Here is a 20,991-nt window from a genome sequence, read left to right on the forward strand (position 1 = left end):
GAGGATACGCGCATGAACGCACACGAACACCCGGACGCTGATCGCAGCCGCCTCCTCCGCAGAGCGGGCCTGGCGGGTGCGCTTCTGCTGGTCATACTGGCCGCGCTGCTGTGGTTCGGGGCCAACGCCATCGGGGCCAAGCGGTGCATGGACGACGGCCATGGGCTCCTCGTCGAAGGCGGCGGCACATCCATGACCGAGCGGGGCTGCGAGGTTACGATTCCGACCACCGCAGGCCGGGTCACCGGGCCGCTGCCCACGCTCAGCGAGCCGGTAGCGCAAGCGGCATTGATTGCGGGACTGGCTGGTGCCGTACCGCCCAGCATCTGCCTCTGGCTGGCGACCCGGCGTCCGCGCTGACGCTTCCGCCCTGTCTCCCCGGCTGTCGCCGGGGAGACAGGCCCCAGGCCCTCGACAGGGAGCGCCTTACGCGATCCAGTCTTGCTGCTCGCAGCGGCGATCGCCCGATACAGCGGCCGCCCAGTTCCTCACCGAACAGCTCTCCCTCGGCATCCCGCTCGTCGATCACCCCGTCGGTGTAGCACAGCACCTGGTCACCGCGCTGGAGTTGGTACTCGCTGATCGTGGGGAGTTCTCCGTCCAGCCCGACCGGGAGTGTGGTGGCGCCTTCCAATGGCCCGGCGACATCGTGGTTGCGGATCAGCAGCGGTGCAGGATGGCCGGCTTCGACCCATTGCAGGTGGCCGGTGGTGGTGTCCAGGTCCATCATCTGCGCTGTGACGAATGATCGGGCCCGAACTGCTAGGCGATGGCCTGGTCCAAGAACTTCCTGTCCTTCAGCCACCACCATGACCGGACGACGTTCCTCGCCGTCGTCGGATTGGTCGCCGCCTTCATAGCCGCGGTGGGGATCCTCATCGGGCTCTTCTTCTGGTGGCCTGCGGGGGAGACATCCGTCGCTGTCGCGACCGGCGCACCGTCAGGGGCCAGGCTGGTCTCGTGACTCTCGCGGCCCGGTCCTGCTGCGGATCGGGGTGCTGGTCCTGGTCTGTCCCCCGGCGCCTTCGGGCTGCACCACCTGGCGGACGGCGCCGGGTACGACAGCTGGTTGTACGGCGACTGAGCCACACGCGCCCGGCGTGGGCGCTCAGGGCACCAGCCACAGCCAGCTGAAGCCGCCCGATTCGGCTGGGCGGCCGCCGTGCCCTTGCGGGCGGCGGTCCAACCCGCTCAAAGTGGCCTGGTGGAAGTACATCCGCCAGGCCGACGCCGTCAGACGCCACAAAGAGCTCCGCCATGCCCGACGGCCCTGGTTGTCGGCGAAGTACGTCAAATGAACGACGCCCGGAGCGAGAACGACTCCGGACATTTCGGAGACCTTGACCGGAGACTCCAGGGCCACAGAGCCGCCGGTCGTCACCGTGAGGATCGACTCCACATCCCACCGGCGTCCGGAAGCCCCAATCTCGGTGAACTCCGGGTCCAGCGGGTGCAAGCCGACCGCGGTCGGGGCCCCGGGCAGGGGCTGCCCGGTAGCTGGGGCGCCGTGACCTTCACAGTGGTCCCCGCGCTGGGCAGGGACCACACCGTTGGGAGGCTCCTACCGTCACTGGAGCCCGATGACCAGCTTATGACCAGCACCGATCTACCGCGATCACCCGATCGGTGGAATGCCTCCGATCAAGCACCAACTGCCCCTGGGCCCGCTCCACACCTCCACGTGCAGGCGGTAGCCGTCTGGGTGCCGTGGGTCAGTCGACGTAGGACTGGAGCGGGCCGCGGCGGCGGTTGTCAAATGTGGTGCAGTGGAGCTTCGCGGCCGGCGCCGGCGACTACTGAATGACCGATCGCAAGTCGCCTCGACACTTCGCTACGCGGGGCTGGTTCGTGCGCGCCCACGTCCGCATCTGCCAAGAACATCACGCCAACTCGTTGGAAGGAGCACTTTTCCGGCCGGGAGAGGAAGTGGAGATGGTGCAGTGGGGGTGGGCGGGCGAGGAAGTCGATAGGGACTCGTGGTGGACGACGAACCAGTACACCCCCGCAGCTGGCAACGTGTTCCGACCTGCGATGCCTACGCCTGGGGGGACATGTAGGGGGTTGGTTTCTCACTCAGCCGTAGGCAGCCGTCTCTAGGGTGAGCATCACGGAGTCCACTGATCGTCCCGGAGGCGTCATGCCCTTGCAGATGAAGTTGAGCGCGATAACCCTCGACTGCCCGGATCCGCTCGCTTTGGCGGCGTTCTACCAGCAGGCCACCGGTCTGGAACTTCATCCCAAGTCGAACGCTGACTTCGCCGGTCTTGACTGTGAGGACGAAGTCTTCATCGGTTTTCAACGGGTCGATGACTACCGGGCTCCGCGCTGGCCTGCACAGACTGTTCCTCAGCAGATTCACATGTGCTTCAAGGTCAAGCAGGACTTGGAAGAGGTCGAAGCCCGGCTGCTGGAGCTGGGTGCGGGCAAACCGGATCATCAACCTCATGGGGTCAGGGCGCGCGTTCTCACCGATCCGGTCGGGCACCCCTTTTGCATCGTTGGGGAGGCTGATTGAGGAGGTCACAACGTCATGCAAGCAAGACTCGCTTGCGGCGATGGCTGTGGGGCAAACGCATCGGCGTCCGTATCGCCCGCAAGGGCATCGACTCCAGCGAGCGGCTCGGCCGTCGCAGGTGGGTCATCGAACGCACCATGTCCTGGCTGACCGGCTACCGCCGTCTCAACCACCGCTACATGCGAACACGGGGGCGGACTGCCGAAATACGAGTCTGGCCAGCAGTGTTGGGAGGAGTGTGGTTGTGAAGGGGACAGTGTCCCCGGGCCTCACCTATTGCCTGCAGGGAAGATCGTTTGGCTGAAGCCCTGCAGAGCCTTTCGCCGCGTAGGCGACGCCCTTTACGACCGGGCAGGCTGATCAGTCCCGCTCGGTGATGTTTGCCGGGCGGGGGCTGACTGCTGCGCACGCATCGGGCGCCGGGATGGGGGAGTGGGGGATGGTCAGCCGCAGTCGTTGCGGTTGATTTTCAGGGAGCGGGTCTGGTCGTTGAGGTTGTAGCCGCGCAGGTCGTGGATGGAGCCGCCGCTTCGGGTGACGCACACGTGCCGGCCGCTGGGGTTGCGCTTCTCGTACACGCGGGCGGTGCGGTCGGAGTTGTTGCGGATGGAGCTGCCGCGATCACGGATTGCGGAGGGGAGGTCCTTCACGCTGCCGTCCACGGCACGCCGCACCCAGGGCTGGCCGCCGAAGTTGATCTCTGGGTAGATGCACACGTAGCCGGACGGGCAGTCGATCCCGGCCCGCGCCACGCCGACCTCGCTGGAAGCGCCAGCTGGAGCGGCCAAGGGCAGGAGGGCCAGAGCGGCGACGGCCCCGGCACGCATCACATTTTTGATCACGGCACTACACATACTGACCGCCGGGCGCCCTCCGGGCATGATTGCCTGCGGGTTCACTCCAATGGAACCGCCCCTGCCTGGTGGCGGGTTCGCGCGGCACATCAGCACGCTGCGGGCAATTGGCCAAGCTCGGAAAGCCAGGGCAAGGGCCGGGTCCCGGCGCCTGAGGGGGACGTCGCTGAAGAATATTTTCTTGCCTGTCTGTCAGTCCCCTGTGCTTTGATCACATTGACCCGGCGCGGACATGCCACATGAGTGGGTGGGTTCGCGCTGTTTGGACCAAACAGGGGGTTACAACTTGAGACCGAGAACACTGTTGTCCGTTGGGGCTGTGACGCTGGGGCTGCTGGGCAGTCATCTGGGCGTCGCTCTACGCGGCGGGTGAGCCGGAAACGGGTGCGGACACCTCGCTGACCACGGGTGTGGCCCTGACCGATCCGGTCGCTGATGAGGTGTCACTGGAGTCGGAGGCCGCCGACGGTGACCCGGACGCCGCACCTTCGGCGGAAGACCTGGCCCTGGGCGCGGAGAGTACGGTTGGGGAACCGGAGGCGGCCCCGGACGCCGCGGAAGACGGAGAGCGCGTCGGGCTGGCCGCCGGCCGGCAGGCGACCTGCGATGAGCGGGTGAAGGACGTTGCCGAGACTCCCGGTGCACAGTACGCGGCCTGCGCGTCGCCCCTGGAGCCAGCGGTCGAGCTCACCTCCGACGAACAGGCTGCTCTGTCACAACTCGAGGCGCCTGCCGACACCTCTGCGGCTGAGTCAGCCGTCCTGGCGGCCGTACCGGACGCTGGGCAGGCCGGATCAGAAGCCACGCCGCAGACTGCTGCGGAAGACGAAACCTCGTCGGTTGCACCGGCCGACGAGTCGGACACCGCGGTCGCGGCAGCCAGGGCCAAGCCGTGGAAGGAACCCAAGTGGTGCATCGACGAGGGAGTGGACTCCACGTGGTACATCGAGCGCATGCGCGGCTGCGGCATCTGGCGCAGTGGGGTTGAAGTCGAAGACGTGCGCACGGGACGCAAGATCGGCGGTATCAAGTACATCGTCATCGGCTACTCCTTCTCGGCCCGCGACTCCAAGACATGGGCCTACCAGGTGAGGCTGCTGGAGACGAAGCGGTGGGGAGGGCAGTGACTGGCACCACGGTGTCTGGGAGCGCTTCGTGTATCGGCAAGTGCAAGGTTCCGAAGAAGAGCTTCCCGGGCCAAGCGATCTCCAAGAGTGCCGAGCCCTACGGGCAGTTCTTCATGGACACCACCATCAACACCGGTGCCTCCAAGCAGCGGGGAACGGGCCGGAGCGTCGCCTCCTGGACGTTCAGCAACCGGGAGTGGGTGGCGCCGTCTGAGCCGATGAAGCTGTCCACCGTGGACGTCCGCTGTGACAACGCACTCCCCGGCGCCCCCCGCCAGGTCGGCTGTGTCAACCTCGCCGCTGTGCCAGTGATCAGTTACAGCCAGACCGGGCCGTGGCCCGAAATCGCCAAGCACATCAAGGACGCCCAGGCCACCGGCCTCCCGGGCAAGTACGGCACGACGAACTTCCTGACACGGCTTACCGACCGCAAGAAGATCAGGGAGAACCGGGAGAAGGCGTGCCCGTCGAGCTTGGAGCGCCCGCCGGGCAAGTTCTGCGACGAGTACCCCTTCGCCAGTACCTGGCAGGGCGCCAAGTACGGCAATGGCAAGTTCAGCCGCCGCATGGTCAATGCCAAGCAGAACACCGACGCTGGCAAGGATCTCAAGGGCTTCTACACCTACAGCCGTGTACTGGAAGGGGACCGGTTCCTGGTATGGATCAGGTAGACCCAGCCAGATGAGGCCAGACGAGGCCACCGTGAATGAGCCAGCCCGTACAGGCACAGCCCTGGTGCACGCTGAGTACCACCTCTTTCAGATCACGGACCCGCAAGGGCCTGCGGCCGACGACCTGGACGCAAGCCGCACGGGCCTGGTGTCCGCCGATGGTGGAGCCATCGAGGTGACCACCGGGATCCACACCGGAGACGTCCAGGTCACGGTCGAGCCGCACTCGCAGCGGCCCGATCCCGCCCTGGGCTGGGAAGAGATCGCTGAGATTTCATGCCATTCCCCCTCCGGGGAACTGCTCGTGACGTCCTTCATGGACGATCCGGTGGATCTGCCCTCGCTGGCGTCCCAGGGCCCCGGCTCATACCGGCTGCGTGTCCACGCGCGCGGCCGGGACAGGGCCGTCGACCAGACGACGGTGGACGAAGTCGTGGAGTCGTACCTGATCCAGAGCTGGCCCGCTGCACGCCAGGACGCTCTCCTGCTGAAGGCGACAGACGCCTACGGCTCCCAGGTGCGAGCTCGACAGGCCGAGGACACCATCGTCATCGACGACGAGGACTCACTCGATACCCAGACCGGCCGGGAACGCGACATCCTGCACCGGGCCGAACGCGGCGACTACTCCTGACTCGCGATCATGCGTGTTGTGCGGTTGGGGCGGCAAAGCCGCCCCAACCGCACAACACCTGCTCTGGCAGGGGCACTCCCTGCCTCACTAGCTGATCCTCTGCCCGTACGGTGCCGCTCTCCGACCCGCCGCGCCCGTACTGGCTGGGCCGTTCGGTTGGGGCGTGCCTTCACAGACGGCCTTTACTGCGCGCGGTCCCGCCTGCGGCCCACGGCGGCCACCGGCACCGACGTCGTGAACGCCGGTGTCCTCAGAAGCCGTATATCAACCGATCTTGGTACGTGTGGGTCGAATAGGGGTCCTTGTCGGATGATCTTCCGGCGGTACGTGCTTGAAGGCAGGGGTGAGTGCCCGTCTGTGGCCGTTGCGAGATGACTTGAGTGGGCTTTCAGTTCAAGTCGGGGCTAGCCTGACGGGTCCTGCTCGCTCGATGGTGAGGAGAGTAAGTGGCCACCCTGATCAACGCCGTTGATGTCCGTCCGCGCGTGTCCTACAGGACCATCCAGATCGGCCCCATCCTCTTCGAGCAAGCGCCGGCTGAGGACGACATTGTTCAGATCCCGGGGGAAGGCTGGAGTCTTACCTCCAGCGACAACGATTTTTACCCTTTGGTGCGTTTAGAGGTGTGGGACGGACCCGCTCCTCAGCCATCAGGCTCTTGGGAATATGAACGGGCTTTCCAATCTCCGATGGCAGATCGCCTCGCGGTGGTCGACTTGAGTGGCGTCTGCTACGGCGAGATCCCGCTGCGACCGGGGCGCTATCACCTGCGTTTGCTCTGCCGAGGGCGAGATCACGTTGAGGCATTGCTGGCACTCGACCCCTTCCCTCCTGAAGGGCCGCATGAGGATCCCCTCGAGGTATGGGTTGTCCAGATTTGGCCTTATGTCGACTGATGAGTCGCCTCTCAACCGATCTTGGAACGTGTGGATCGAACGGAGTTCCAGGTCGGGTGATCTTCCGGCGGTACGCGCATGAAGGCAGGGCCTCCTGGTAGCTCGGGGGTGCGATCCCATTCCGAGCGGTAGGAGGCCCTTTTGCCGTTGTTGTACGCGCCTGAGCCCGTTGACTTCAACTCGCCCGCCGTGTCGTGCGATTGCCTCGCGCACGTGTACGGCAACGCGGCCGATCATCCCGATCGGGTCCGCCGGTATCCGTAGGACATGACGGACGAGGAGTGGGCGGCCATCCGGCCGTTGTTGCCGGTGCCGGCCTGGCTTCAAGGACGGGGCGGACGGCCCGAGGGTTACTGCCACCGCCAGCTGCTGGACGCGGTCCGCTACCTGGTCGCGGGCGGGATCTCCTGGCGGGCGATGCCTGCGGACTTCCCCGCATGGGCCCGGGTTTACGCCTTCTTCCGCCGCTGGCGCGAGCATGGCTGATCGCGGAGTTCCACGACCGGCTGCGCAGGAAGGTCCGTGAGCGCGAGGGCCGCGAGGCCGAGCCCACGGCAGGGATCATCGACGCGCATCGGTGCGGGCCGCCGCGACGGTGCCAGCCGCCTCACGCGGCTACGACGGCGCGAAGAAGGTTCCGGGCCGCAAACGGCACATCGTGACCGATACCCTCGGCCTGCTCCTGGTCGTCGCGGTCACCTCCGCGAACATCGGCGACCGGGACGCCGCGGCGGGCCTGCTGACCCGGCTGCGCCGCCTGCACCGCGACATCATCCTCGTCTGGGCCGGCGGTGGCTACACCGGCAGCCTCGTCGGCTGTGCCGGGAGAAGCTCGCTCTAACCTTGGAGGCCCTTCACGGCCGTGGCCCGCTCCCCGCTGCCGTGGGCGCGGGCCTGCGGGTGATGGCCTCCGCGCCGCTGCACGGCGGCGAGCTCCCCGGCATGGTCGACTAGGAGCTCGCTGACCTCATCCGGCCGGGCCTGCCCCCGCAATGGCGTGCGTTATGGCGGTCGCGTCATGCCCAGGAGTGACGGCCGTCCTCATCGCCTCCCTCCAGTGCGCCACACTGGAGGGAGGCAGCCGACGCCGTCGCTCAACCCTCCCTGACCGGCCAAGTTGCGGGAGATCACTGGTGATACTCGCCTTCCCTTGACCCGGACACCGAGCGCCGCATGCGCGCCCACCACGCCCTCGCCGCGACGGCCCTTGACGTGCAGACCGAGCCGGGCGGGGAGTTCTGGGGATGGGCCGGGCGCACCCTGGGTGCTCCGGCCCGCACCGGTACGGGCGCGCCCGTGTGGCTGCGGCTGGTGTCCGCGCCGGCGGACAAGGCGCCGGGAAAGCTGTGGGACGGCGCCCTGGACGCCCAAGAGGCCTTCGGTGACCTTCGACGGGCACCGGCCCGCGCTCCTGGCCGTCCACGACGCCGTCGACGACGCCATCGCCTACCGGGCGGAGCTGTCGGTGCGCGTCGACTAGCTGGTGCTGTCCGACGATCCGATTCTCCAGCACGACCTCTAACTGCCGGACGCCTGTTGGAACGACCTCGCCGGGACGCTGGAGAAGGTGGCGGCCGTCAACACCGATCGCGTCGCCGTAGGGCAGCAGTACATGGAGCGGGCCATTGTAGTGGTCGCGCCGACAGTGGGTGCGGTTCCTGCTCCCGAGTACGGCTCAGAGGATCGCGTCGAAGGCCCGGCTGAGGCGCTCCGCGTCCTCGAACATGTCCATCTCTTCGACGGTGGGCAGTTCCACCCGACAGTAGCCCTTAACCTCGGCCCGCAGACCCTCCGGCATGTCAACGGCGTCACTGAGATAGAACAGCTCGGTCCGCGCGCCTTCGATGTCCGGAGCCGACGGCCACTCCGCCACCGAGACGAAGGCGATGCCCTGCAGGAGCTTGCCCAATCTGAACCAGCGGAACTCGGCGCGCGAGGTCCGCTCCTCAACCAGAGCAATCACCTCGTCCAGCACGCCCGAGTACGCCATCAGGACGGCCGGGACAGCCTTGTCGGTCTGCCCCAGCCGGGTCCTGATCTCACGCAGCGGTGCGGTTTCAGCCTCCTCCAGGCCGATCAGCCGAAGCGCTTGCAGGAACTCCTCGAACCGGCCAGATTCGGTGAACTGGAGCGCGACGGCACTGCCGACGGCGGAGCCAGCCCGGAAGAGTAACCGCGGCCGGTTCTCGGCGGGCTTGGGCACCCCGGCGCCCACTGGGGCCATGGCTTCCCCAGCCGCGATCCGCCGCAGATTGAGCAGGATGCCCGTGTCCAAGTCCAACGCCCTGGCCAGCCGCGCGACCGTGTCCGCTCTCGGCACCGGTCCCGCGAAGACGTTATGGATGGTGCCGCGGCTCACCCCTGCCTTGCGGGCGAGCTGGGTCTTGTCCCATTCCATGCTGGCCTGCTTGTCGGCCAGCTGCCTACGCAGCTCGACGAGAGCTTCCTCAGGCCTAAGGTTCTCCGCGCTCACACGCCCCCCAGCGTCGGGTGTTCACCAGTGTCCAGGTGTACATAGCTTTGTTCAGATCAACCACGTTTGACACCGATTCCAGGAAAGTCGGTCGCGTCAACGCCCCGACCTCTACTGGGAGATCGCCGTGAACCACGTCGCCGTCGTCCTGCTCACTGCCGCCCTGGTCGTCGTGCTCGCCTTCCTGGTCGGCGCGACGGCGGGTGTGCTCGCCCGCCTCGACGGCGCCACCTACCCCGCTGCCTTCGCCCGCGCTGGCGCGGCCTTCGCCGCCGTCCTCGCCCTCGCCGCCGCCATCACCGGCGTGCTCGCCCAGATTCTCACCTGACGCCGCAGCAGTCCTGTTCCCGGCTCGGCCCGGGATCGAGACCCTCGTCGGTCCGGTGCCGAACCTTAGAACGCCCTTCAAGGGCCCACCGCCGGGCGAAGACTCCCGGAGCAGCCTGGCCCGTCGCTGTTACTGGTCGTTCTACCCTCCTCACGGGCCACCATGGAGTACCACGATCAACGACGACAAGACGGTGATGTACACGGAGAGCATCTCCGGAAACCTGCTCGGCCTGATCCCGGTCACGTTCGACCCGGAGCACCCGCCGCGCCTGAACATCCCGCTGATCTACTTCACCAACGTGAAGGTCACCCTGGCCGGCCAGTTCGGCGGCACGCTGACCGTGCCGGGGCTGCATCAGTACATCACCGACTGACGCCGCCTCCGAGGCCTCTCCGGGAGCTGCAACAGACTGTGCCCCGCCGGGTTCGACCCGGCGGGGCACAGACGCGTTTTCTGCCGGTGGGCGGGTGCCCAGGGTCAGTCGTCCTCGCCTTCCTCGTCCTCGAAGCGCGGCAGGACGTCGGTGTCCATGCCGTACTCGCCGAAGAGGTCGACCAGGGCTCTGGTCATGGCGTCCAGACCGCCTTCACGGACGACCACGAGGTCAGGGATCCGCAGGTACAGGCCGTCGGCGCACTCGCCGGTGGTGGACCGGTCGTCCATCACCTCGGCGATCTTCCGAAGGGTCATGAACGTCGCGGTCCACCCCTTGCCGCCACGGGCGCGGACGACCGCGTCGACGTCCTCGACAGTGTCGGCGTCGTCATCCAGGGCGAGTACATAGGTGACGGAGAAGTCGGCCGTCTCCACGGTCACCAGTGGCTCATGAGCCATAGATCTTCAGCAACTCCTTGATGACGTGGGGCTCGTGCGGCTTGTCGGACTTACCGATGATCTCGAAGCCGCCGTCGACCTCGCGGAAGAAGAGCCGTGCGCCCTTGTCGCTTCGAAGGGATCGGATGCCGTGTGACAGCGCCTGGGAACCCCTGCCCGGCTGGTCGTTGCCGTCCATGAGCTTGTTGATGAGCTGGTCATCTCGCGCTGCACATCCTGGTTCGCCGTGGACTTCTCCGCGAGCTTGGCGAGCCTGCTGTTCTTGCCGAGCGCCGAGGTCACGCAGATCTTCGGCTTGCCAGCGGAGGCGGCATCCGGGGCCTTGCCGGCGGGTGCAACCGCTCGAAAGCGAGCCGCCGTTCCTCCCACACGACCAGCTCGCCGTCCAGCGCGGTCGCGTCCGGCAACTGCGCGGCGCCGGCCAAAACCTCCGGGAACGCGGAGGCCATCGCGGTTCCGCGCCTGGAGCGCAGCACCACCTTCCCCGCATCGACGGAGACCAGGGCCCGGAACCCGTCCACCTTCGGCTCCGCGGCCCAGCCGGGCCGAAGATCGGGATCGGGCACGGGCGAGGTCAGCATCGGCTCCGGCAGCGTCCACGTCACGCACCATGCCTTCCACGCTGGCCGGCCGCCGTTCGAGTGCGAGCACCGCCTCAGGCGGGCAGGGTGAGCTCCCCGTGTGACACTGCTCGTCGGTCCCTTTCGAGCGGAACGGTCGTTGTGTGGTCATGGAGTTGTCGGTGCAGGCCGGGCCCGGAGTGGAGAAGGCAGCCGAACAGGTCGTCGAGAGCGCATGTCACCTCGCGGACCTCGCGGACCCGGACGGCTGGAGCACGGCGGCAGCCGAGGACGTCCTCGACGCGATCGACATCCTCGCCGACACCCTTGGCAGCATCGGAGAGGACCTCGCGCAGGCCCTCGCCGCGGTGGCGACCGCCCCCGCCGAAGCGCGCCGGCGCCTGGGCATCACCGTGGACGACCAAGCGCCGGGGCGGGACAGCGCGGCGTCGGTACCCACGGGTGGCACGGGGCGAAGGCCGCCCAGGCGTCGCGGGCTCGGACCGGGCTTCCGGGGCATCCGCACGGACCGCTGAAGGTGCTCGTCAGGAGCGCGTGTTGATGTACCGGACGCCCGGGCCCCACTTCTCCATGGCCGGGGCCATGCACCACTGGCACAGCGGGCAGCCGCCGCGGCCGTACTTGTGGGTCTTGCGCTGGCACGTGGCGCACGGCCCGACTTGATCGCCCGGGCAGGTCATGGCAGAGGGGTCGGGCTCGGTGACCGGCGGCGCGGGAGTCGTCATCGTCAAGTGTCCTGTTCTGAGCGGCCGGCACCGATCGCCTCGACCGCAGGATACGGCGTGAATGACACGGCTGTTCGATCATCCTCTGACTGGTTAGAGGCTGCCGTCCGCACGCAAGGCCTGCGCTACGGGCTGGAGCAGCTGGACGCGCTGCATTACGCCAAGTTCGAGGAGGCGGTCCGGGGCCTGATGCGCCGGGACCGCTGCCGGGACGCGCAGCGGGTCGGCGGGGGCGGTGACCTGGGCGCGGACGTGAAGGCCACGGATCCGCTCGGGCAGCGCTGGGTGATCCAGTGCAAGCACCGCCGCCACGGCGTGCGTGGCTCGGCAGTCGGCACGCCGGATCTGCAGGTTCTCAACGGGACAGCGAGGCCGGTGCACGGGCGGACGTCGCGGTGATCGTGACGAACGGCAGGGTGACCGCGCCGGCCGCGGACTTCGCCAAGCAGCAGCGGCTGCATGTGGTGGACCGCCAGACGCTGGCCGTGTGGGCGGCGGGCTCACGGCCGCTGTGGGAATTGCTGCGGGCCGTACCGCCTCCCAGGCGGCCAACGTCTCTGAGTTGAATACGGCGGCTTGTTGGCCTCGGTGTCGGGACTGTGGCCGGTGGTTGCCGCTCGACCCGGGCCTTGGCCCACCAGCCGGTCATCAGCATCCGGCCGCCGGCGGGCAGGGTGAGGTGAGAACGCTCGGGGTCATCCACTCAGGTCGTCGTGCCAGCCGTCCTCGGTGTAGAGGACCGCGCGCAGGCCCACGTCGGCAGATGCTTCCCGGATGTCGGTGATGGCCTGGCTGAGCGGTCGGCGCAGGGTCGGCGGGGTGGCGAGGAAGCACTCCCGGCACCGGTCCAACCAGCGGGGCCTGTGGGGCGGGTCGTGGAGCACGCCGCTGGTGCGGGACTGCCGGCCGCAGACGGAGCAGCGCGGCTCGCCCTGCATCCGCGCCCAGGTCTCGGCGAAGCCGGGCGCGAGCGGGGCGGGGGTGAGGGAGGCCGGGTCGACGCCGAGCTTGAGTGCGGCCTCCTCGTGGTTCATGTGCTCCTGGGGGTGGGGTGGGCTGTGTGGTGCCACGATCATAGAATCGAACGCATGAACGATTCAGGGGTGTCGCGACTCGCGCTGCTCCGTTTCCTGGAGCGCGTGCAGGAGCGCGACCTGACCCGCACCCGCAGGTGGATCGCCGACGAGGAGGCCCGCGAGGTGGAGCGGCGCGTCGGCGAAGCGCGGCGCCCACCCGAGCCTGAGTGGCTGATCGAGCGCGGTCTGGACCGCAGCAACATCGTCGCCGTACACACGGGGGAGTGCTGGGACCCGGGCAAGCGGGTGAGGCCGGCGACCAGGGCGCAGGCCATCGACGCGCTACGTCATCAGGTGCCGGCGTGCTCGAAGTGCAGGCCGGACACGGCGCTCGGTATCGAGGCCTAGGGTCTGTTGCGAAAGTGGATCTTGATCGTCGATGATCGTGGCTTGGGGGGCGTGGTGACCTGACGAACGGCCAGTGGTCCCGGTCGGAGCCGTTGTTGCCGCAGGGCATCAAGCCGGGCCGTCCGCCGGTGTGGACGCGGCGGCAGCTGATAGACGGCATACGGTGGCGGACCCGGACTGGTGCCCCCTGGCGTGTGCCGGAGCGGTACGGCCCGTGGGACCGGGTCTATGACCTGTTCAGGCGCTGGCAGCGCGATGGCACCTCGGCGCGGATCGTCACTCAGCTTCAGACCCAGGCCGACGCGAAGGGCCTGATTACCTGGGACGTGAACGTCGACTCCACAGTCTGCCGGGCCCGCCAGCACGCAGCCGGTGCGTCGAAAAAGGGGATATGCAAAAGGAGCCGCCTGGCGGCCTTGCCGTCGAGCCTGCCGACCACGGCCTCGGACGCTCCCGAGGCGGGCTGACCACCAAGATCCACCTCGCTGTCGAGCAGGGCCAGAAGCCTCTGTCCGTGCTGATCACGGCCGGACAGCGGGGCGATTCCCCGCAGTTCGAACCGGTTCTGGAGGCGATCCGGGTCCCCCGGCTGGGGCGCGGGCGGCCCCGCAAGAGACCCGACCGAGTGCGGGGCAGACAAGGCGTACGACTCCCGCCGCAACCGGGCCTGCTTGCGCAGACACGGGATCAAGGCGACCATCCCGGTCCCGGCGGACCGGGTCCGCAACCGCCAGAAACTCGGCTCCCGAGGCGGTCGGCCACCGAAGTTCGACAAGACCGACTACCGCGAGCGGCATGCCGTCGAGTGCGGGATCAATCGTCTCAAGCGCCACCGAGCCGTGGCGACGAGATACGACAAGCTCGCCGTCCGCCATGAGGCGACCGTGCTGGTCGCAGTCCTCAACGAGTGGCTGTGACCAGCACTTTCCCAACCCTCAGCCCAGCAGCTGCGTGAGGCGCTCGAGGTCGTCGTGTACGGACTCCTGTTCCTCCGCGGTGAGGTGGACTGCGGTGGCCGCGGCAATCGCGGACGTCGCGGTTTCTTTGTCGCCGAGACGAGTGGCGACGTCCGCACGCAGCACGAGAAGACGAAGCAGTTGCACAGGCGTCGGTCGCTCGTCCTGTAGGCGCAGCGCCCCGTCGATGATCTTCGCGGCGCCCGCCAGGTCCTCCTTGGAGTCGGCAAGGAGGGAGGCATGGTGCACGGCCCGGGCGAAGGTCTCCTTGGGGGCCGGACGGTGGTGCTGGTTGTCGCTCGTCTGCTGCCCTATGCGGATGCAGTTGCCGCCCGGATCGGTCATGAGGAACTGCCGCACGCCGTGTGACGTGTTCTTCAGCGGCCCGATTCGCGGCAGCCCGCGGCTCGGTACTCGCCCGTAAGCCGCCTTCAGCCGGGCCCGAAAGGTCTCGTGCAGCCCGTCGATGTCATAGGTCTGGACGATGCATGTACTGAACGACTCAGCCGGCTCGTAGTGCTTCATCCCGAAGAAGTGGAGGTGTATGCCGCCGTGCTGGACGGCTGCGTACGGATTGGGGTTCTTCTGCTGGAAGGTCACCTCGAACCCAAGGGTCGTATAGAAGTCGAGAACGGGCTGGATGGTCCTACACGGCAGGATCGGAATCGTCTTCTCGCTCACACCGCCCACTCTAGTCAAAGTTGAATAGGGGCTGAGGGATACGTCGGCGATGCGCTTGTAGGCCCTCGGCGCCGTACGCCAGCACTAGCCCACGAGGGCCTCAGCACAAAATCCACTTTCGCAACAGACCCTAGGCGCTGCGCGGCCGGCGCCCGGAGCTTTTCTTGGCCGCGGCCTTCTTCGCGGTGGACTTCTTGGCCGGCTGCTTCTTCGCCGTCTTCTTCTTCGGCGGCTCGTGCACGTCGGCGTCCTCGCCACGCGACGCCCGCGCTTTCTGCACGGACTCGGTCAGCGCGGCCATCAGGTCGACTATCTGCCCCGGCTCCGACTCCGGCTCCTGAAGCTTCGGCGGCTCGCGGTGCTCCCGCTTGGCCTCGATGATCTGCGAGAGAGCCTCGGTGTAGGTGTCCTGGAACTCCTCACCCTCAAGATCTTCGCGGGTCATGGTGTCCATGAGCGCGAGCGCGCCGTCGATCTCCTCCTCACTCAGCTCGACCGGCGGCGGCAGCAGCTCCTCCGGCGACCTGATCTCATCCGGCCAGCGCATCGCGTGCAGAACGATCACGTCGTCCCGCACCCGCAGCAGGCCCAGCCTCTCCCGTCCGGACCAGGCGTACTTCGCGACGGCCACCTTGCTGCTCCGGTCGAGCGCCATGCGCAGCAGCTTGTACGGCTTCGCGGCGACCTGTCCATTCGGCGCCAGGTAGTAGCCCTCGCCGATCTTCAGAGGGTCGACGGAGTCCAGCGGCACGAAAGCGACGATCTCGATCGCCTTCGCCGTCGGCAAGGGCAGGTCACGCAGCTCCTCGTCGCTGATCGGGATGACCTGCTCCTTGGTCAGCTGGTAGCCCTTGCCGATCTCACCCTGGTCGACCTCACGGTCCTCGATCTCGCAGTACTTGCGCACCCGCACCCGGCCCATGTCCTCCAGGTGGTACTGGTGGAACCTGATCGAGTGGTCCTCCGTGGCGCTGGCCACGGAGATCGGCACGGTGACCTTCTCTGAACTAGCGGCTGAGGTGTATGTGTGATCTGGGTGGGCAGCCGGACTTCCCTCCTCCCGCATCGAACGTATGCGCTCCCTGCCTGCTTCATGGTGCCGGTACGGCACCGATCTGCTGCATGACTCCAAGGAGGTCGGGCTGACCTCGTTCGCCGACAATCCGGCCGTCGGCCAGGTAGTAGAAGTTCATGGCCTGCACCGAGACCCTGTTGCCGCTTGCGGGGATACCGAAGAACTCACCGGCGTGCGTGCCGCGCATCGTGAACCGTGCAGCCACCGTGTCGCCTTCCCCGATCATCTCCTCCAGGGTCCACTGCACGTCCGGGAATCCACTGCGCATCATGCCGATGACCTCCATGTAGCCCTCGGGGCCTCGAAGCGGCTCCGGATGACTCGGTGCATGGAACACCGCGTCGGGAGAGATGACCTCGCGGCCAAGATCCTCATCGGCTGTGTTGATGAACTCGACGAAGCGGTTCATCACTGACTTCACGGCTTCGAGCGGCATGTTTCTCTCCTCATGGCGGTGGTATTCCGACTCAAGGTAACATCGATTCGATGTGTACATCGTTTCGATGTGATTGTGGGATTCTGAGGGCATGCTCGAACTAGCGATACTGGGCTTCCTGGCCGGGGGTGCTCTGCCCGGGCACGAGCTGCGCCGGCGGGTTTCGCAGCTGACTGGGTACACACGGCCGGTCAGCGACGGCAGTCTGTATCCGGCGATCAACCGTCTCACCAAGGCGGGCCTGCTGGAGCGGCGCGCCGACCCGGGTGCGGGCCCAGCGCGGTACGTACTGAGCCTGACCGGCGCCGGGCGCACCGAATTGCTGAAGCGGCTGCGCAAGCCGGCCGACCACGAGATCACCGACTTCACCCGCTTCTTCACTATCCTGGCGTTCCTCTCGCACCTGCCCGAGGTGTCCGAGCAGCACGCGGTGCTGCGCAGACGGCTTGAGTTCCTGGAGGAGCCGGCGAGCTTCTTCTACGACGGTGACAGGCCGCTGCGGGCCGAGGAGGTGGCCGACCCCTACCGGCGCGGCATGCTGCTCACCGCCCGTGCCATCAGCAGCGCCGAACGCGCCTGGCTACACGCTGTTCTGGACAGTGACGAGCCCACCAAAAGCACTTCCTTTCCGCTCGACGAACCCGCGAGCTGACCGGCCCTGGAGGTACGTCCATGCTTGCATCCTGGTACGACGAACAGGGCCCTGCCGCCGATGTCCTGCACGTCGGCGAACTACCCGACCCCACCGCCGGCCCCGGCGGTCCGCGTCCGCGTCACCGTTTCGGGCGTCAACCCCGGCGACACCAAGAAGCGGCGCGGCTGGCTCGGCTCCTCGATGCCCTACCCGCGGGTGATCCCGCACAGCGATGCCGCCGGAGTCATCGACGCGGTGGGCGACGGAGTCGACGCCCACCGCTTGGGACAGCGGGTATGGGTGTACGGCGCCCAGTCCTACCGCCCCTTCGGCACCGCAGCCCAGTACACCGTCGTGCCTGCGGATCTGGCCCAGGCCCGCCTTCGCCTGGACGCGGTGCGCGAGGCGCCGGCCGGCCGCCGGTTCGAGGTGCCGTCCCGACTGCCGGAGCGGGACACGTTCCAGGGCCGACGACGTCCCTGTCGAGATCGCGGTGGATAAGCGCGCTCGTCGATGGCGGCGTGGAACCAGGATCTGGCAGCAAGCCCGGCCACATTCTGGTCCTCGACGAGCGGGCCTCCGGTCTGACCTGATCCCGCCACACCACGGGCCCCAGGGGAGAGGTCATCCCCGGGGCCCGGCACATGGAGTCGTGCTGCTCAACGACCGCGCGCCTGACGATTCACGCGGTGCAGCGACGCCCCCTAGTGCTGTGGCCGGAAAGGTTCGCCGGGTTTGGGCAGGCCGCGGTAGCGACGGGGCTTCCGTCCCAGCGGATGCCTTCTCTCCTTGGATGCGGGCGAGCTCCTCGCTCGGGGCGGCGAGCACGTCGGGGTGGCGGGCGTTGGTGTTCCGTCCGTGCATCCCGAGCTCTCTGCACGAGCTCCTTCCGGAAGGTGTGGGGACCATTTGAGCTGAAGGTGGCGACTCGTGCCCGACTGCACTACGTGGTCGGTGATCGAGTCACCGTTCCCGGCGGCGAACCTGGAATGCCAGTCCCTCTGGGCTGCTCAACCGCACAACACGACGACCGGTCTCCTCGGACCAGGTGGCCGAGTCGTGGTCGTGGTCGTGTGCGCGGGCGACGACGCTGTCCAGATCGTCGACTTCGACCGCAAGTTCCCACTGCGGGTCGGATGGCCCGGGTCCACGCGCGGCGATGAAATCGGCGCAGGTCAGAGGGGCGCCAATCGTCTCCCCGTAGAAGTGTCGGGCTTTGTCAGGCTGATCGCAGGTCAGGACCATGCGGTGTGGAGCACCCGCAATCTGTGGTGGGAAGGTCCATCCCGTGAAGTGGTGTGGCTGCCACAGGGAGAAGGCGGCACCGACCGGGTCGATCAGTGTCGCCAAGCGGCCTTGATCGCCCGCGTCGAAGGGAGGCACGACAAGGCGAGCTCCGTTCACCGTCGCCGCTTCGGCACGACGATCGACGTTGTCGACTGCCAAGTAGTAGGCAATGTGGGCGGGTGTGTCTGGTGGGTAGACCGGATTCGCCAAGTCGCTCACACCGCCGATCAGGTGGCCGTCGATGGCCACCTTGGTGGCCCTGCGCCAGTCGTCTTCGTCCACCGCGAAGCGCCATCCCAGCGTCTTCGAGAAGAAGGTGGCGGTGCCGGCTAAGTCACGAGTTTTGAGGTCCATCCAGCAGAACTCGTTCAATGAACCCAAACGTGTCGTCATACGTTGCTCCTCGTCGTCTCGATGCTGGCTATCGGAAGCTCAGACGACTCCGCAAGAGAATTTCCACTGCGGTGCATGTCTCCTGGTCATCGGGGCCCCTCGGCGGCACGCCCACCTCGGGCCGCAGCTCGGCCTGGTCGGACACACCGTGCTCCACCACTCCGAGTGCCCGGTGGCGGTGGTCCCGCAGCGAGCATGACATGCCGGGTCCCAGCACGGTGGGGCCGTGTCGCTCCTCGTGCCGTGATGAGGTCGACCGTCCTCCCGGCGTCTTCCAACGGTCTGGGGCGACGGAGGTTCTGGAGCTCGGCGCCGGGCACGGCCGCGACGCTCTCTACTTTGCCCGCGAAGGTTTCACCATGCGGGCCACCGACTTGAGCGCTACCGGTCTGGACCAGCCGCGCCTACGTACAGCCGAGGCGTTCGTCAGGTCGCCGCCCGCGTCTCGCGTATCCGGTACTCGCTCGGGCTGACCCCGTGTTCCCTCTTGAATGCGGCGCTGAGGGCGAAGGCGTTGGAGAAACCGACGCGGCCCGCCACCGTGGCGAGCGTGGCGTCGGGCTCGCGCAGCAGGTCGGCGGCCAGGGCGAGGCGCCGCTCCCTCAGGTAGGTCATGGGCGGCCGGCCGACGAGGGTGGTGAAGCGCCGGGCCAGGCTCGCCCGGGACACGCCTGTCCTCGCCGCCAGGGCCGGCAGCGTCCACGGATGGGCGGGATCGGCCTGGATCAGGCGCAGGGCGGGGCCGACCACGGGGTCGCTGTGGGCCCGGTACCAGGTGGGGACCTGAGCGCCGGGACGGGTGAACCAGGCGCGCAGGGCGGTGATGAGCATCAGGTCCAGCGTCCGGTCCAGCAGGATCTGCTGTCCGGGCTCCTCGCGGGTGATCTCCTCGAAGGTCGTCGGGCTGACGGGGCAGGCGCCCACGTTCGCCTCGATGACGGCCAGGGACGGCAGGGCGGCGAGCAGCCGGCCTGGAGTTCCGCTGTCCACGGTGTACAGGCCGCTCAGCAGGAGCGTGCTGTCCGCCCCTGCCGTGTCCCAGGTGCCGGCATCCGGAACGCGCGCGCCGACCAGTTGCTTGCCCTGCGTGGAAGTGCAGCGGCCCCCGGGATGGATCATCACGTCCGGTTCGGTGGCCGGGTCGTCCGCGATCACATATGGTGCGCCCCCGCACAGCACGGCGACATCACCGCAACCGAGCCGGACCGGGTCGCCGCCTTGGGGGGTGATCCAGGCGGAACCGTGCAGGAGGACCGCGAGGGCCAGCGGCGAGCCGTCCTCGAAGCGCACCGCCCAGGAGCCGGTCAGGGAGGACTGGTTGAAGATCGCGCCACTGGTCCGTACCCCGTTCAGGAGGTCCGTCAGCGGATCCGTGCTGGTCAGTCCAATGGGGCCATCCATGCCGGTCAGCGTAGACGAACGAGTATGGACCTGAGCCTGCACGGCATGGCCGGGGCCAACGGTGACTGGTTCAGTTGAATCCATGAACGACGAGACGATCCTGGTGACAGGCGCTACGGGCAAGACCGGCCGCCGAGTTGTGCGGCTGCTTCGGGAGCGTGGCGCGGCAGTCCGCGCAGCCTCCCGTACCGGTACGCCGTCCTTCGATTGGACGGACCGGAGCACCTGGGGGCCGGCCTTGCGGGGTGTGACCGCGATGTACCTGGTCGTCCCCGACCTCGGCAGCCCGCACGCCGCGGAAACCATTGCCACGTTCGCCCGGCAGGCCGCGGCGGCCGGGGCCCAGCGAGCGGTGCTGCTGTCCATGCCCGAGGGCGGGGGCCCGGACCACGAGTCCGTACTTGCCGCAGAGGGGGCACTGGAACACGCGGGCCTGGAGTGGACCGTGCTGCGGCCGCGGTGGTTCTTCCAGAACTTCAGCGAGGATTTCCTGCGCCACCCCGTGTTGGGCGGTGAGGTACGGCTGCCGGCCGGGGACGGCAAGGAGGCGTTCGTCGACGCCGAGGACATCGCCGAGGTCGCGGTCGCCGCACTCACCGAGGCCGGACACGCCGGGTGGTACTACGAGCTCAGCGGCCCTCGGCTGATGTCCTTCCAGGATGCGGTCGAGGAAATTGCTCGGGCCACCGGCCGCGACCTCCGCTACGTGCCGCTGACCCCGGAGGCGTACGCGGACGAGCAGCGCGCTCAGGGAGTGCCCGAGGAGTGGGTGCAACTGTCGACCGGTCTGTACGAGTACGTCCGTTCCGGCGGCCTCGCCACACTCGGCGATGGCGTGCAGCGTTCGTTGGGCCGGTCTCCCCGGGACTTTTCCGACTACGCCAAGACCGCTGCCCGGCAGGGCGTCTGGAACACCTGACCTTCTCGAGCCCGCCACGCACGTACTACCCGTACCCAGCCCATCAGTTGGTCGGCGGTGGGCACAGGCGCAGGCGCCCGATGCCGGTAACTGGTGTCGTCCGAGGGACGATTGGCCACCTGGCTCCGCGAGTCCCATCCGTGC

At 67.7% G+C, this 20,991-nt stretch carries 27 protein-coding genes and 6 pseudogenes; 20 read left to right on the forward strand and 13 right to left on the reverse strand.

Annotated features, from left to right (window positions below):
- Window positions 1-12 precede the first annotated feature (12 nt).
- Window positions 13-360 carry a hypothetical protein gene (locus AC07F0_RS38050; RefSeq protein WP_478984780.1) on the forward strand — a complete coding sequence of 116 codons (348 nt, stop codon included), beginning with the start codon at window positions 13-15 and terminating at the stop codon, window positions 358-360.
- On the opposite strand, the gene AC07F0_RS38055 is transcribed toward AC07F0_RS38050, so the two are convergent.
- A complete protein-coding gene (locus AC07F0_RS38055) occupies window positions 263-811 on the reverse strand; it encodes a PP2C family protein-serine/threonine phosphatase (protein WP_478984729.1) in 549 nt (182 codons plus the stop codon). The genes AC07F0_RS38050 and AC07F0_RS38055 overlap by 98 nt on opposite strands.
- Between AC07F0_RS38055 and AC07F0_RS38060 the strand changes: the two genes are divergently transcribed.
- The 3 genes and pseudogenes from AC07F0_RS38060 to AC07F0_RS38070 form a co-directional block, all read left to right on the forward strand.
- Entirely contained in the window at window positions 770-964 is a 195-nt protein-coding gene (locus tag AC07F0_RS38060; RefSeq protein WP_478984731.1) for a DUF6336 family protein, read from the forward strand. The genes AC07F0_RS38055 and AC07F0_RS38060 overlap by 42 nt on opposite strands.
- Window positions 965-2,137: 1,173 nt before the next feature.
- Window positions 2,138-2,515: a VOC family protein gene (locus AC07F0_RS38065; RefSeq protein WP_478984733.1), complete on the forward strand. Its 378-nt coding sequence runs from the start codon at window positions 2,138-2,140 to the stop codon at window positions 2,513-2,515.
- A 32-nt stretch (window positions 2,516-2,547) separates the two neighbouring features.
- Window positions 2,548-2,700 (forward strand): annotated as a pseudogene (locus AC07F0_RS38070) (IS5/IS1182 family transposase); the annotation flags it as partial.
- 258 nt (window positions 2,701-2,958) lie between these two features.
- Here AC07F0_RS38070 and AC07F0_RS38075 read toward each other — a convergent pair.
- Window positions 2,959-3,342 (reverse strand): peptidase inhibitor family I36 protein, encoded by a 384-nt coding sequence (locus AC07F0_RS38075; protein WP_478984735.1) that lies wholly within the window; start codon window positions 3,340-3,342, stop codon window positions 2,959-2,961.
- A gap of 437 nt (window positions 3,343-3,779) precedes the next feature.
- On the opposite strand from AC07F0_RS38075, the gene AC07F0_RS38080 reads away from it, so the two are divergent.
- From AC07F0_RS38080 to AC07F0_RS38105, 6 genes are all read left to right on the forward strand, one after another.
- Window positions 3,780-4,496, forward strand: a complete 717-nt coding sequence (locus AC07F0_RS38080) for a hypothetical protein (protein WP_478984736.1) — start codon at window positions 3,780-3,782, stop codon at window positions 4,494-4,496.
- 113 nt (window positions 4,497-4,609) lie between these two features.
- Window positions 4,610-5,167 (forward strand): NucA/NucB deoxyribonuclease domain-containing protein, encoded by a 558-nt coding sequence (locus AC07F0_RS38085; RefSeq protein WP_478984738.1) that lies wholly within the window; start codon window positions 4,610-4,612, stop codon window positions 5,165-5,167.
- Window positions 5,168-5,231: 64 nt separating this feature from the next.
- Window positions 5,232-5,801, forward strand: coding sequence for a hypothetical protein (locus AC07F0_RS38090; protein ID WP_478984740.1), 570 nt, complete (start codon window positions 5,232-5,234; stop codon window positions 5,799-5,801).
- A 446-nt stretch (window positions 5,802-6,247) separates the two neighbouring features.
- Window positions 6,248-6,697, forward strand: a complete 450-nt coding sequence (locus AC07F0_RS38095; protein WP_478984742.1) for a hypothetical protein — start codon at window positions 6,248-6,250, stop codon at window positions 6,695-6,697.
- A gap of 267 nt (window positions 6,698-6,964) precedes the next feature.
- On the forward strand, window positions 6,965-7,183 hold the full coding sequence (locus AC07F0_RS38100) for a transposase (protein WP_478984743.1): 219 nt from the start codon (window positions 6,965-6,967) through the stop codon (window positions 7,181-7,183).
- A 109-nt stretch (window positions 7,184-7,292) separates the two neighbouring features.
- Window positions 7,293-7,538, forward strand: a complete 246-nt coding sequence (locus AC07F0_RS38105) for a transposase (protein ID WP_478984744.1) — start codon at window positions 7,293-7,295, stop codon at window positions 7,536-7,538.
- Between the two features lie 834 nt (window positions 7,539-8,372).
- Here AC07F0_RS38105 and AC07F0_RS38110 read toward each other — a convergent pair.
- Window positions 8,373-9,170, reverse strand: coding sequence for a helix-turn-helix domain-containing protein (locus AC07F0_RS38110; protein ID WP_478984747.1), 798 nt, complete (start codon window positions 9,168-9,170; stop codon window positions 8,373-8,375).
- A gap of 127 nt (window positions 9,171-9,297) precedes the next feature.
- On the opposite strand from AC07F0_RS38110, the gene AC07F0_RS38115 reads away from it, so the two are divergent.
- On the forward strand, window positions 9,298-9,498 hold the full coding sequence (locus tag AC07F0_RS38115) for a hypothetical protein (RefSeq protein ID WP_388706658.1): 201 nt from the start codon (window positions 9,298-9,300) through the stop codon (window positions 9,496-9,498).
- 169 nt (window positions 9,499-9,667) lie between these two features.
- Window positions 9,668-9,874 (forward strand): annotated as a pseudogene (locus AC07F0_RS38120) (hypothetical protein); the annotation flags it as partial.
- Between the two features lie 104 nt (window positions 9,875-9,978).
- On the opposite strand, the gene AC07F0_RS38125 reads toward AC07F0_RS38120, so the two are convergent.
- The 3 genes from AC07F0_RS38125 to AC07F0_RS38135 form a co-directional block, all read right to left on the reverse strand.
- A complete protein-coding gene (locus AC07F0_RS38125; RefSeq protein WP_478984749.1) occupies window positions 9,979-10,335 on the reverse strand; it encodes a hypothetical protein in 357 nt (118 codons plus the stop codon).
- Complete coding sequence (locus AC07F0_RS38130; protein WP_478984750.1) at window positions 10,325-10,513, reverse strand: hypothetical protein; 189 nt, start codon at window positions 10,511-10,513, stop codon at window positions 10,325-10,327. Before AC07F0_RS38130 ends, AC07F0_RS38125 begins: the two co-directional genes overlap by 11 nt.
- A gap of 100 nt (window positions 10,514-10,613) precedes the next feature.
- Window positions 10,614-10,940: an ATP-dependent DNA ligase gene (locus AC07F0_RS38135; RefSeq protein ID WP_478984752.1), complete on the reverse strand. Its 327-nt coding sequence runs from the start codon at window positions 10,938-10,940 to the stop codon at window positions 10,614-10,616.
- A gap of 125 nt (window positions 10,941-11,065) precedes the next feature.
- Between AC07F0_RS38135 and AC07F0_RS38140 the strand changes: the two genes are divergently transcribed.
- On the forward strand, window positions 11,066-11,431 hold the full coding sequence (locus AC07F0_RS38140; protein WP_478984778.1) for a hypothetical protein: 366 nt from the start codon (window positions 11,066-11,068) through the stop codon (window positions 11,429-11,431).
- A 9-nt stretch (window positions 11,432-11,440) separates the two neighbouring features.
- Here the strand turns inward: AC07F0_RS38140 and AC07F0_RS38145 are convergent, their stop codons facing one another.
- Window positions 11,441-11,641, reverse strand: coding sequence for a hypothetical protein (locus tag AC07F0_RS38145; RefSeq protein WP_478984754.1), 201 nt, complete (start codon window positions 11,639-11,641; stop codon window positions 11,441-11,443).
- A 102-nt stretch (window positions 11,642-11,743) separates the two neighbouring features.
- Between AC07F0_RS38145 and AC07F0_RS38150 the strand changes: the two are divergent.
- Window positions 11,744-12,207, forward strand: a pseudogene (locus AC07F0_RS38150) (restriction endonuclease); the annotation flags it as partial.
- Window positions 12,208-12,336: 129 nt separating this feature from the next.
- Here AC07F0_RS38150 and AC07F0_RS38155 read toward each other — a convergent pair.
- On the reverse strand, window positions 12,337-12,675 hold the full coding sequence (locus AC07F0_RS38155) for a hypothetical protein (protein ID WP_478984755.1): 339 nt from the start codon (window positions 12,673-12,675) through the stop codon (window positions 12,337-12,339).
- Window positions 12,676-12,729: 54 nt separating this feature from the next.
- Here AC07F0_RS38155 and AC07F0_RS38160 point away from each other — a divergent pair, with 54 nt between their 5' ends.
- Window positions 12,730-13,065: a DUF6233 domain-containing protein gene (locus AC07F0_RS38160; protein WP_478984757.1), complete on the forward strand. Its 336-nt coding sequence runs from the start codon at window positions 12,730-12,732 to the stop codon at window positions 13,063-13,065.
- Window positions 13,066-13,124: 59 nt separating this feature from the next.
- Window positions 13,125-13,982, forward strand: a pseudogene (locus tag AC07F0_RS38165) (IS5 family transposase).
- A gap of 18 nt (window positions 13,983-14,000) precedes the next feature.
- Here the strand turns inward: AC07F0_RS38165 and AC07F0_RS38170 are convergent.
- The 3 genes from AC07F0_RS38170 to AC07F0_RS38180 form a co-directional block, all read right to left on the reverse strand.
- The gene (locus AC07F0_RS38170; RefSeq protein ID WP_478984758.1) at window positions 14,001-14,702 is read right to left on the reverse strand and encodes a bleomycin resistance protein; all 702 of its coding nucleotides are present in this window, start codon (window positions 14,700-14,702) and stop codon (window positions 14,001-14,003) included.
- A gap of 130 nt (window positions 14,703-14,832) precedes the next feature.
- The gene (gene ku / locus AC07F0_RS38175) at window positions 14,833-15,768 is read right to left on the reverse strand and encodes a non-homologous end joining protein Ku (protein ID WP_478984760.1); all 936 of its coding nucleotides are present in this window, start codon (window positions 15,766-15,768) and stop codon (window positions 14,833-14,835) included.
- Window positions 15,769-15,793: 25 nt separating this feature from the next.
- Window positions 15,794-16,213: an ester cyclase gene (locus tag AC07F0_RS38180; RefSeq protein WP_397874633.1), complete on the reverse strand. Its 420-nt coding sequence runs from the start codon at window positions 16,211-16,213 to the stop codon at window positions 15,794-15,796.
- Between the two features lie 91 nt (window positions 16,214-16,304).
- Here AC07F0_RS38180 and AC07F0_RS38185 point away from each other — a divergent pair, with 91 nt between their 5' ends.
- Window positions 16,305-16,865, forward strand: a complete 561-nt coding sequence (locus AC07F0_RS38185) for a PadR family transcriptional regulator (RefSeq protein WP_478984762.1) — start codon at window positions 16,305-16,307, stop codon at window positions 16,863-16,865.
- A gap of 20 nt (window positions 16,866-16,885) precedes the next feature.
- Window positions 16,886-17,219, forward strand: a pseudogene (locus AC07F0_RS38190) (alcohol dehydrogenase catalytic domain-containing protein); the annotation flags it as partial.
- A gap of 591 nt (window positions 17,220-17,810) precedes the next feature.
- On the opposite strand, the gene AC07F0_RS38195 reads toward AC07F0_RS38190, so the two are convergent.
- The gene (locus AC07F0_RS38195; RefSeq protein ID WP_478984764.1) at window positions 17,811-18,527 is read right to left on the reverse strand and encodes a VOC family protein; all 717 of its coding nucleotides are present in this window, start codon (window positions 18,525-18,527) and stop codon (window positions 17,811-17,813) included.
- Window positions 18,528-18,600: 73 nt separating this feature from the next.
- On the opposite strand from AC07F0_RS38195, the pseudogene AC07F0_RS38200 reads away from it, so the two are divergent.
- Window positions 18,601-18,726, forward strand: a pseudogene (locus AC07F0_RS38200) (universal stress protein); the annotation flags it as partial.
- 227 nt (window positions 18,727-18,953) lie between these two features.
- Here AC07F0_RS38200 and AC07F0_RS38205 read toward each other — a convergent pair.
- The gene (locus tag AC07F0_RS38205) at window positions 18,954-19,928 is read right to left on the reverse strand and encodes an AraC family transcriptional regulator (protein ID WP_478984766.1); all 975 of its coding nucleotides are present in this window, start codon (window positions 19,926-19,928) and stop codon (window positions 18,954-18,956) included.
- 82 nt (window positions 19,929-20,010) lie between these two features.
- Here AC07F0_RS38205 and AC07F0_RS38210 point away from each other — a divergent pair, with 82 nt between their 5' ends.
- The gene (locus tag AC07F0_RS38210) at window positions 20,011-20,847 is read left to right on the forward strand and encodes an NAD(P)H-binding protein (protein WP_478984768.1); all 837 of its coding nucleotides are present in this window, start codon (window positions 20,011-20,013) and stop codon (window positions 20,845-20,847) included.
- Window positions 20,848-20,991 lie beyond the last annotated feature (144 nt).

It is taken from the genome of Streptomyces sp. NPDC045955 (genome assembly GCF_056430805.1).

What these genes read in the sequence shown, in the direction of transcription:
- AC07F0_RS38210 (WP_478984768.1), top strand. Translation starts at nt 20,011, where the DNA reads ATGAACGACGAGACGATCCTGGTGACAGGCGCTACGGGCAAGACCGGC.
- AC07F0_RS38065 (WP_478984733.1), top strand. Translation starts at nt 2,138, where the DNA reads ATGCCCTTGCAGATGAAGTTGAGCGCGATAACCCTCGACTGCCCGGAT.
- AC07F0_RS38055 (WP_478984729.1), bottom strand. Translation starts at nt 811, where the DNA reads ATGGTGGTGGCTGAAGGACAGGAAGTTCTTGGACCAGGCCATCGCCTA.
- AC07F0_RS38085 (WP_478984738.1), top strand. Translation starts at nt 4,610, where the DNA reads ATGGACACCACCATCAACACCGGTGCCTCCAAGCAGCGGGGAACGGGC.
- AC07F0_RS38100 (WP_478984743.1), top strand. Translation starts at nt 6,965, where the DNA reads ATGACGGACGAGGAGTGGGCGGCCATCCGGCCGTTGTTGCCGGTGCCG.
- AC07F0_RS38205 (WP_478984766.1), bottom strand. Translation starts at nt 19,928, where the DNA reads ATGGATGGCCCCATTGGACTGACCAGCACGGATCCGCTGACGGACCTC.
- ku (WP_478984760.1), bottom strand. Translation starts at nt 15,768, where the DNA reads ATGCGGGAGGAGGGAAGTCCGGCTGCCCACCCAGATCACACATACACC.
- AC07F0_RS38060 (WP_478984731.1), top strand. Translation starts at nt 770, where the DNA reads ATGGCCTGGTCCAAGAACTTCCTGTCCTTCAGCCACCACCATGACCGG.
- AC07F0_RS38130 (WP_478984750.1), bottom strand. Translation starts at nt 10,513, where the DNA reads ATGGACGGCAACGACCAGCCGGGCAGGGGTTCCCAGGCGCTGTCACAC.
- AC07F0_RS38125 (WP_478984749.1), bottom strand. Translation starts at nt 10,335, where the DNA reads ATGGCTCATGAGCCACTGGTGACCGTGGAGACGGCCGACTTCTCCGTC.
- AC07F0_RS38155 (WP_478984755.1), bottom strand. Translation starts at nt 12,675, where the DNA reads ATGAACCACGAGGAGGCCGCACTCAAGCTCGGCGTCGACCCGGCCTCC.
- AC07F0_RS38140 (WP_478984778.1), top strand. Translation starts at nt 11,066, where the DNA reads ATGGAGTTGTCGGTGCAGGCCGGGCCCGGAGTGGAGAAGGCAGCCGAA.
- AC07F0_RS38145 (WP_478984754.1), bottom strand. Translation starts at nt 11,641, where the DNA reads ATGACGACTCCCGCGCCGCCGGTCACCGAGCCCGACCCCTCTGCCATG.
- AC07F0_RS38180 (WP_397874633.1), bottom strand. Translation starts at nt 16,213, where the DNA reads ATGCCGCTCGAAGCCGTGAAGTCAGTGATGAACCGCTTCGTCGAGTTC.
- AC07F0_RS38075 (WP_478984735.1), bottom strand. Translation starts at nt 3,342, where the DNA reads ATGCGTGCCGGGGCCGTCGCCGCTCTGGCCCTCCTGCCCTTGGCCGCT.
- AC07F0_RS38185 (WP_478984762.1), top strand. Translation starts at nt 16,305, where the DNA reads ATGCTCGAACTAGCGATACTGGGCTTCCTGGCCGGGGGTGCTCTGCCC.
- AC07F0_RS38160 (WP_478984757.1), top strand. Translation starts at nt 12,730, where the DNA reads ATGAACGATTCAGGGGTGTCGCGACTCGCGCTGCTCCGTTTCCTGGAG.
- AC07F0_RS38195 (WP_478984764.1), bottom strand. Translation starts at nt 18,527, where the DNA reads ATGACGACACGTTTGGGTTCATTGAACGAGTTCTGCTGGATGGACCTC.
- AC07F0_RS38050 (WP_478984780.1), top strand. Translation starts at nt 13, where the DNA reads ATGAACGCACACGAACACCCGGACGCTGATCGCAGCCGCCTCCTCCGC.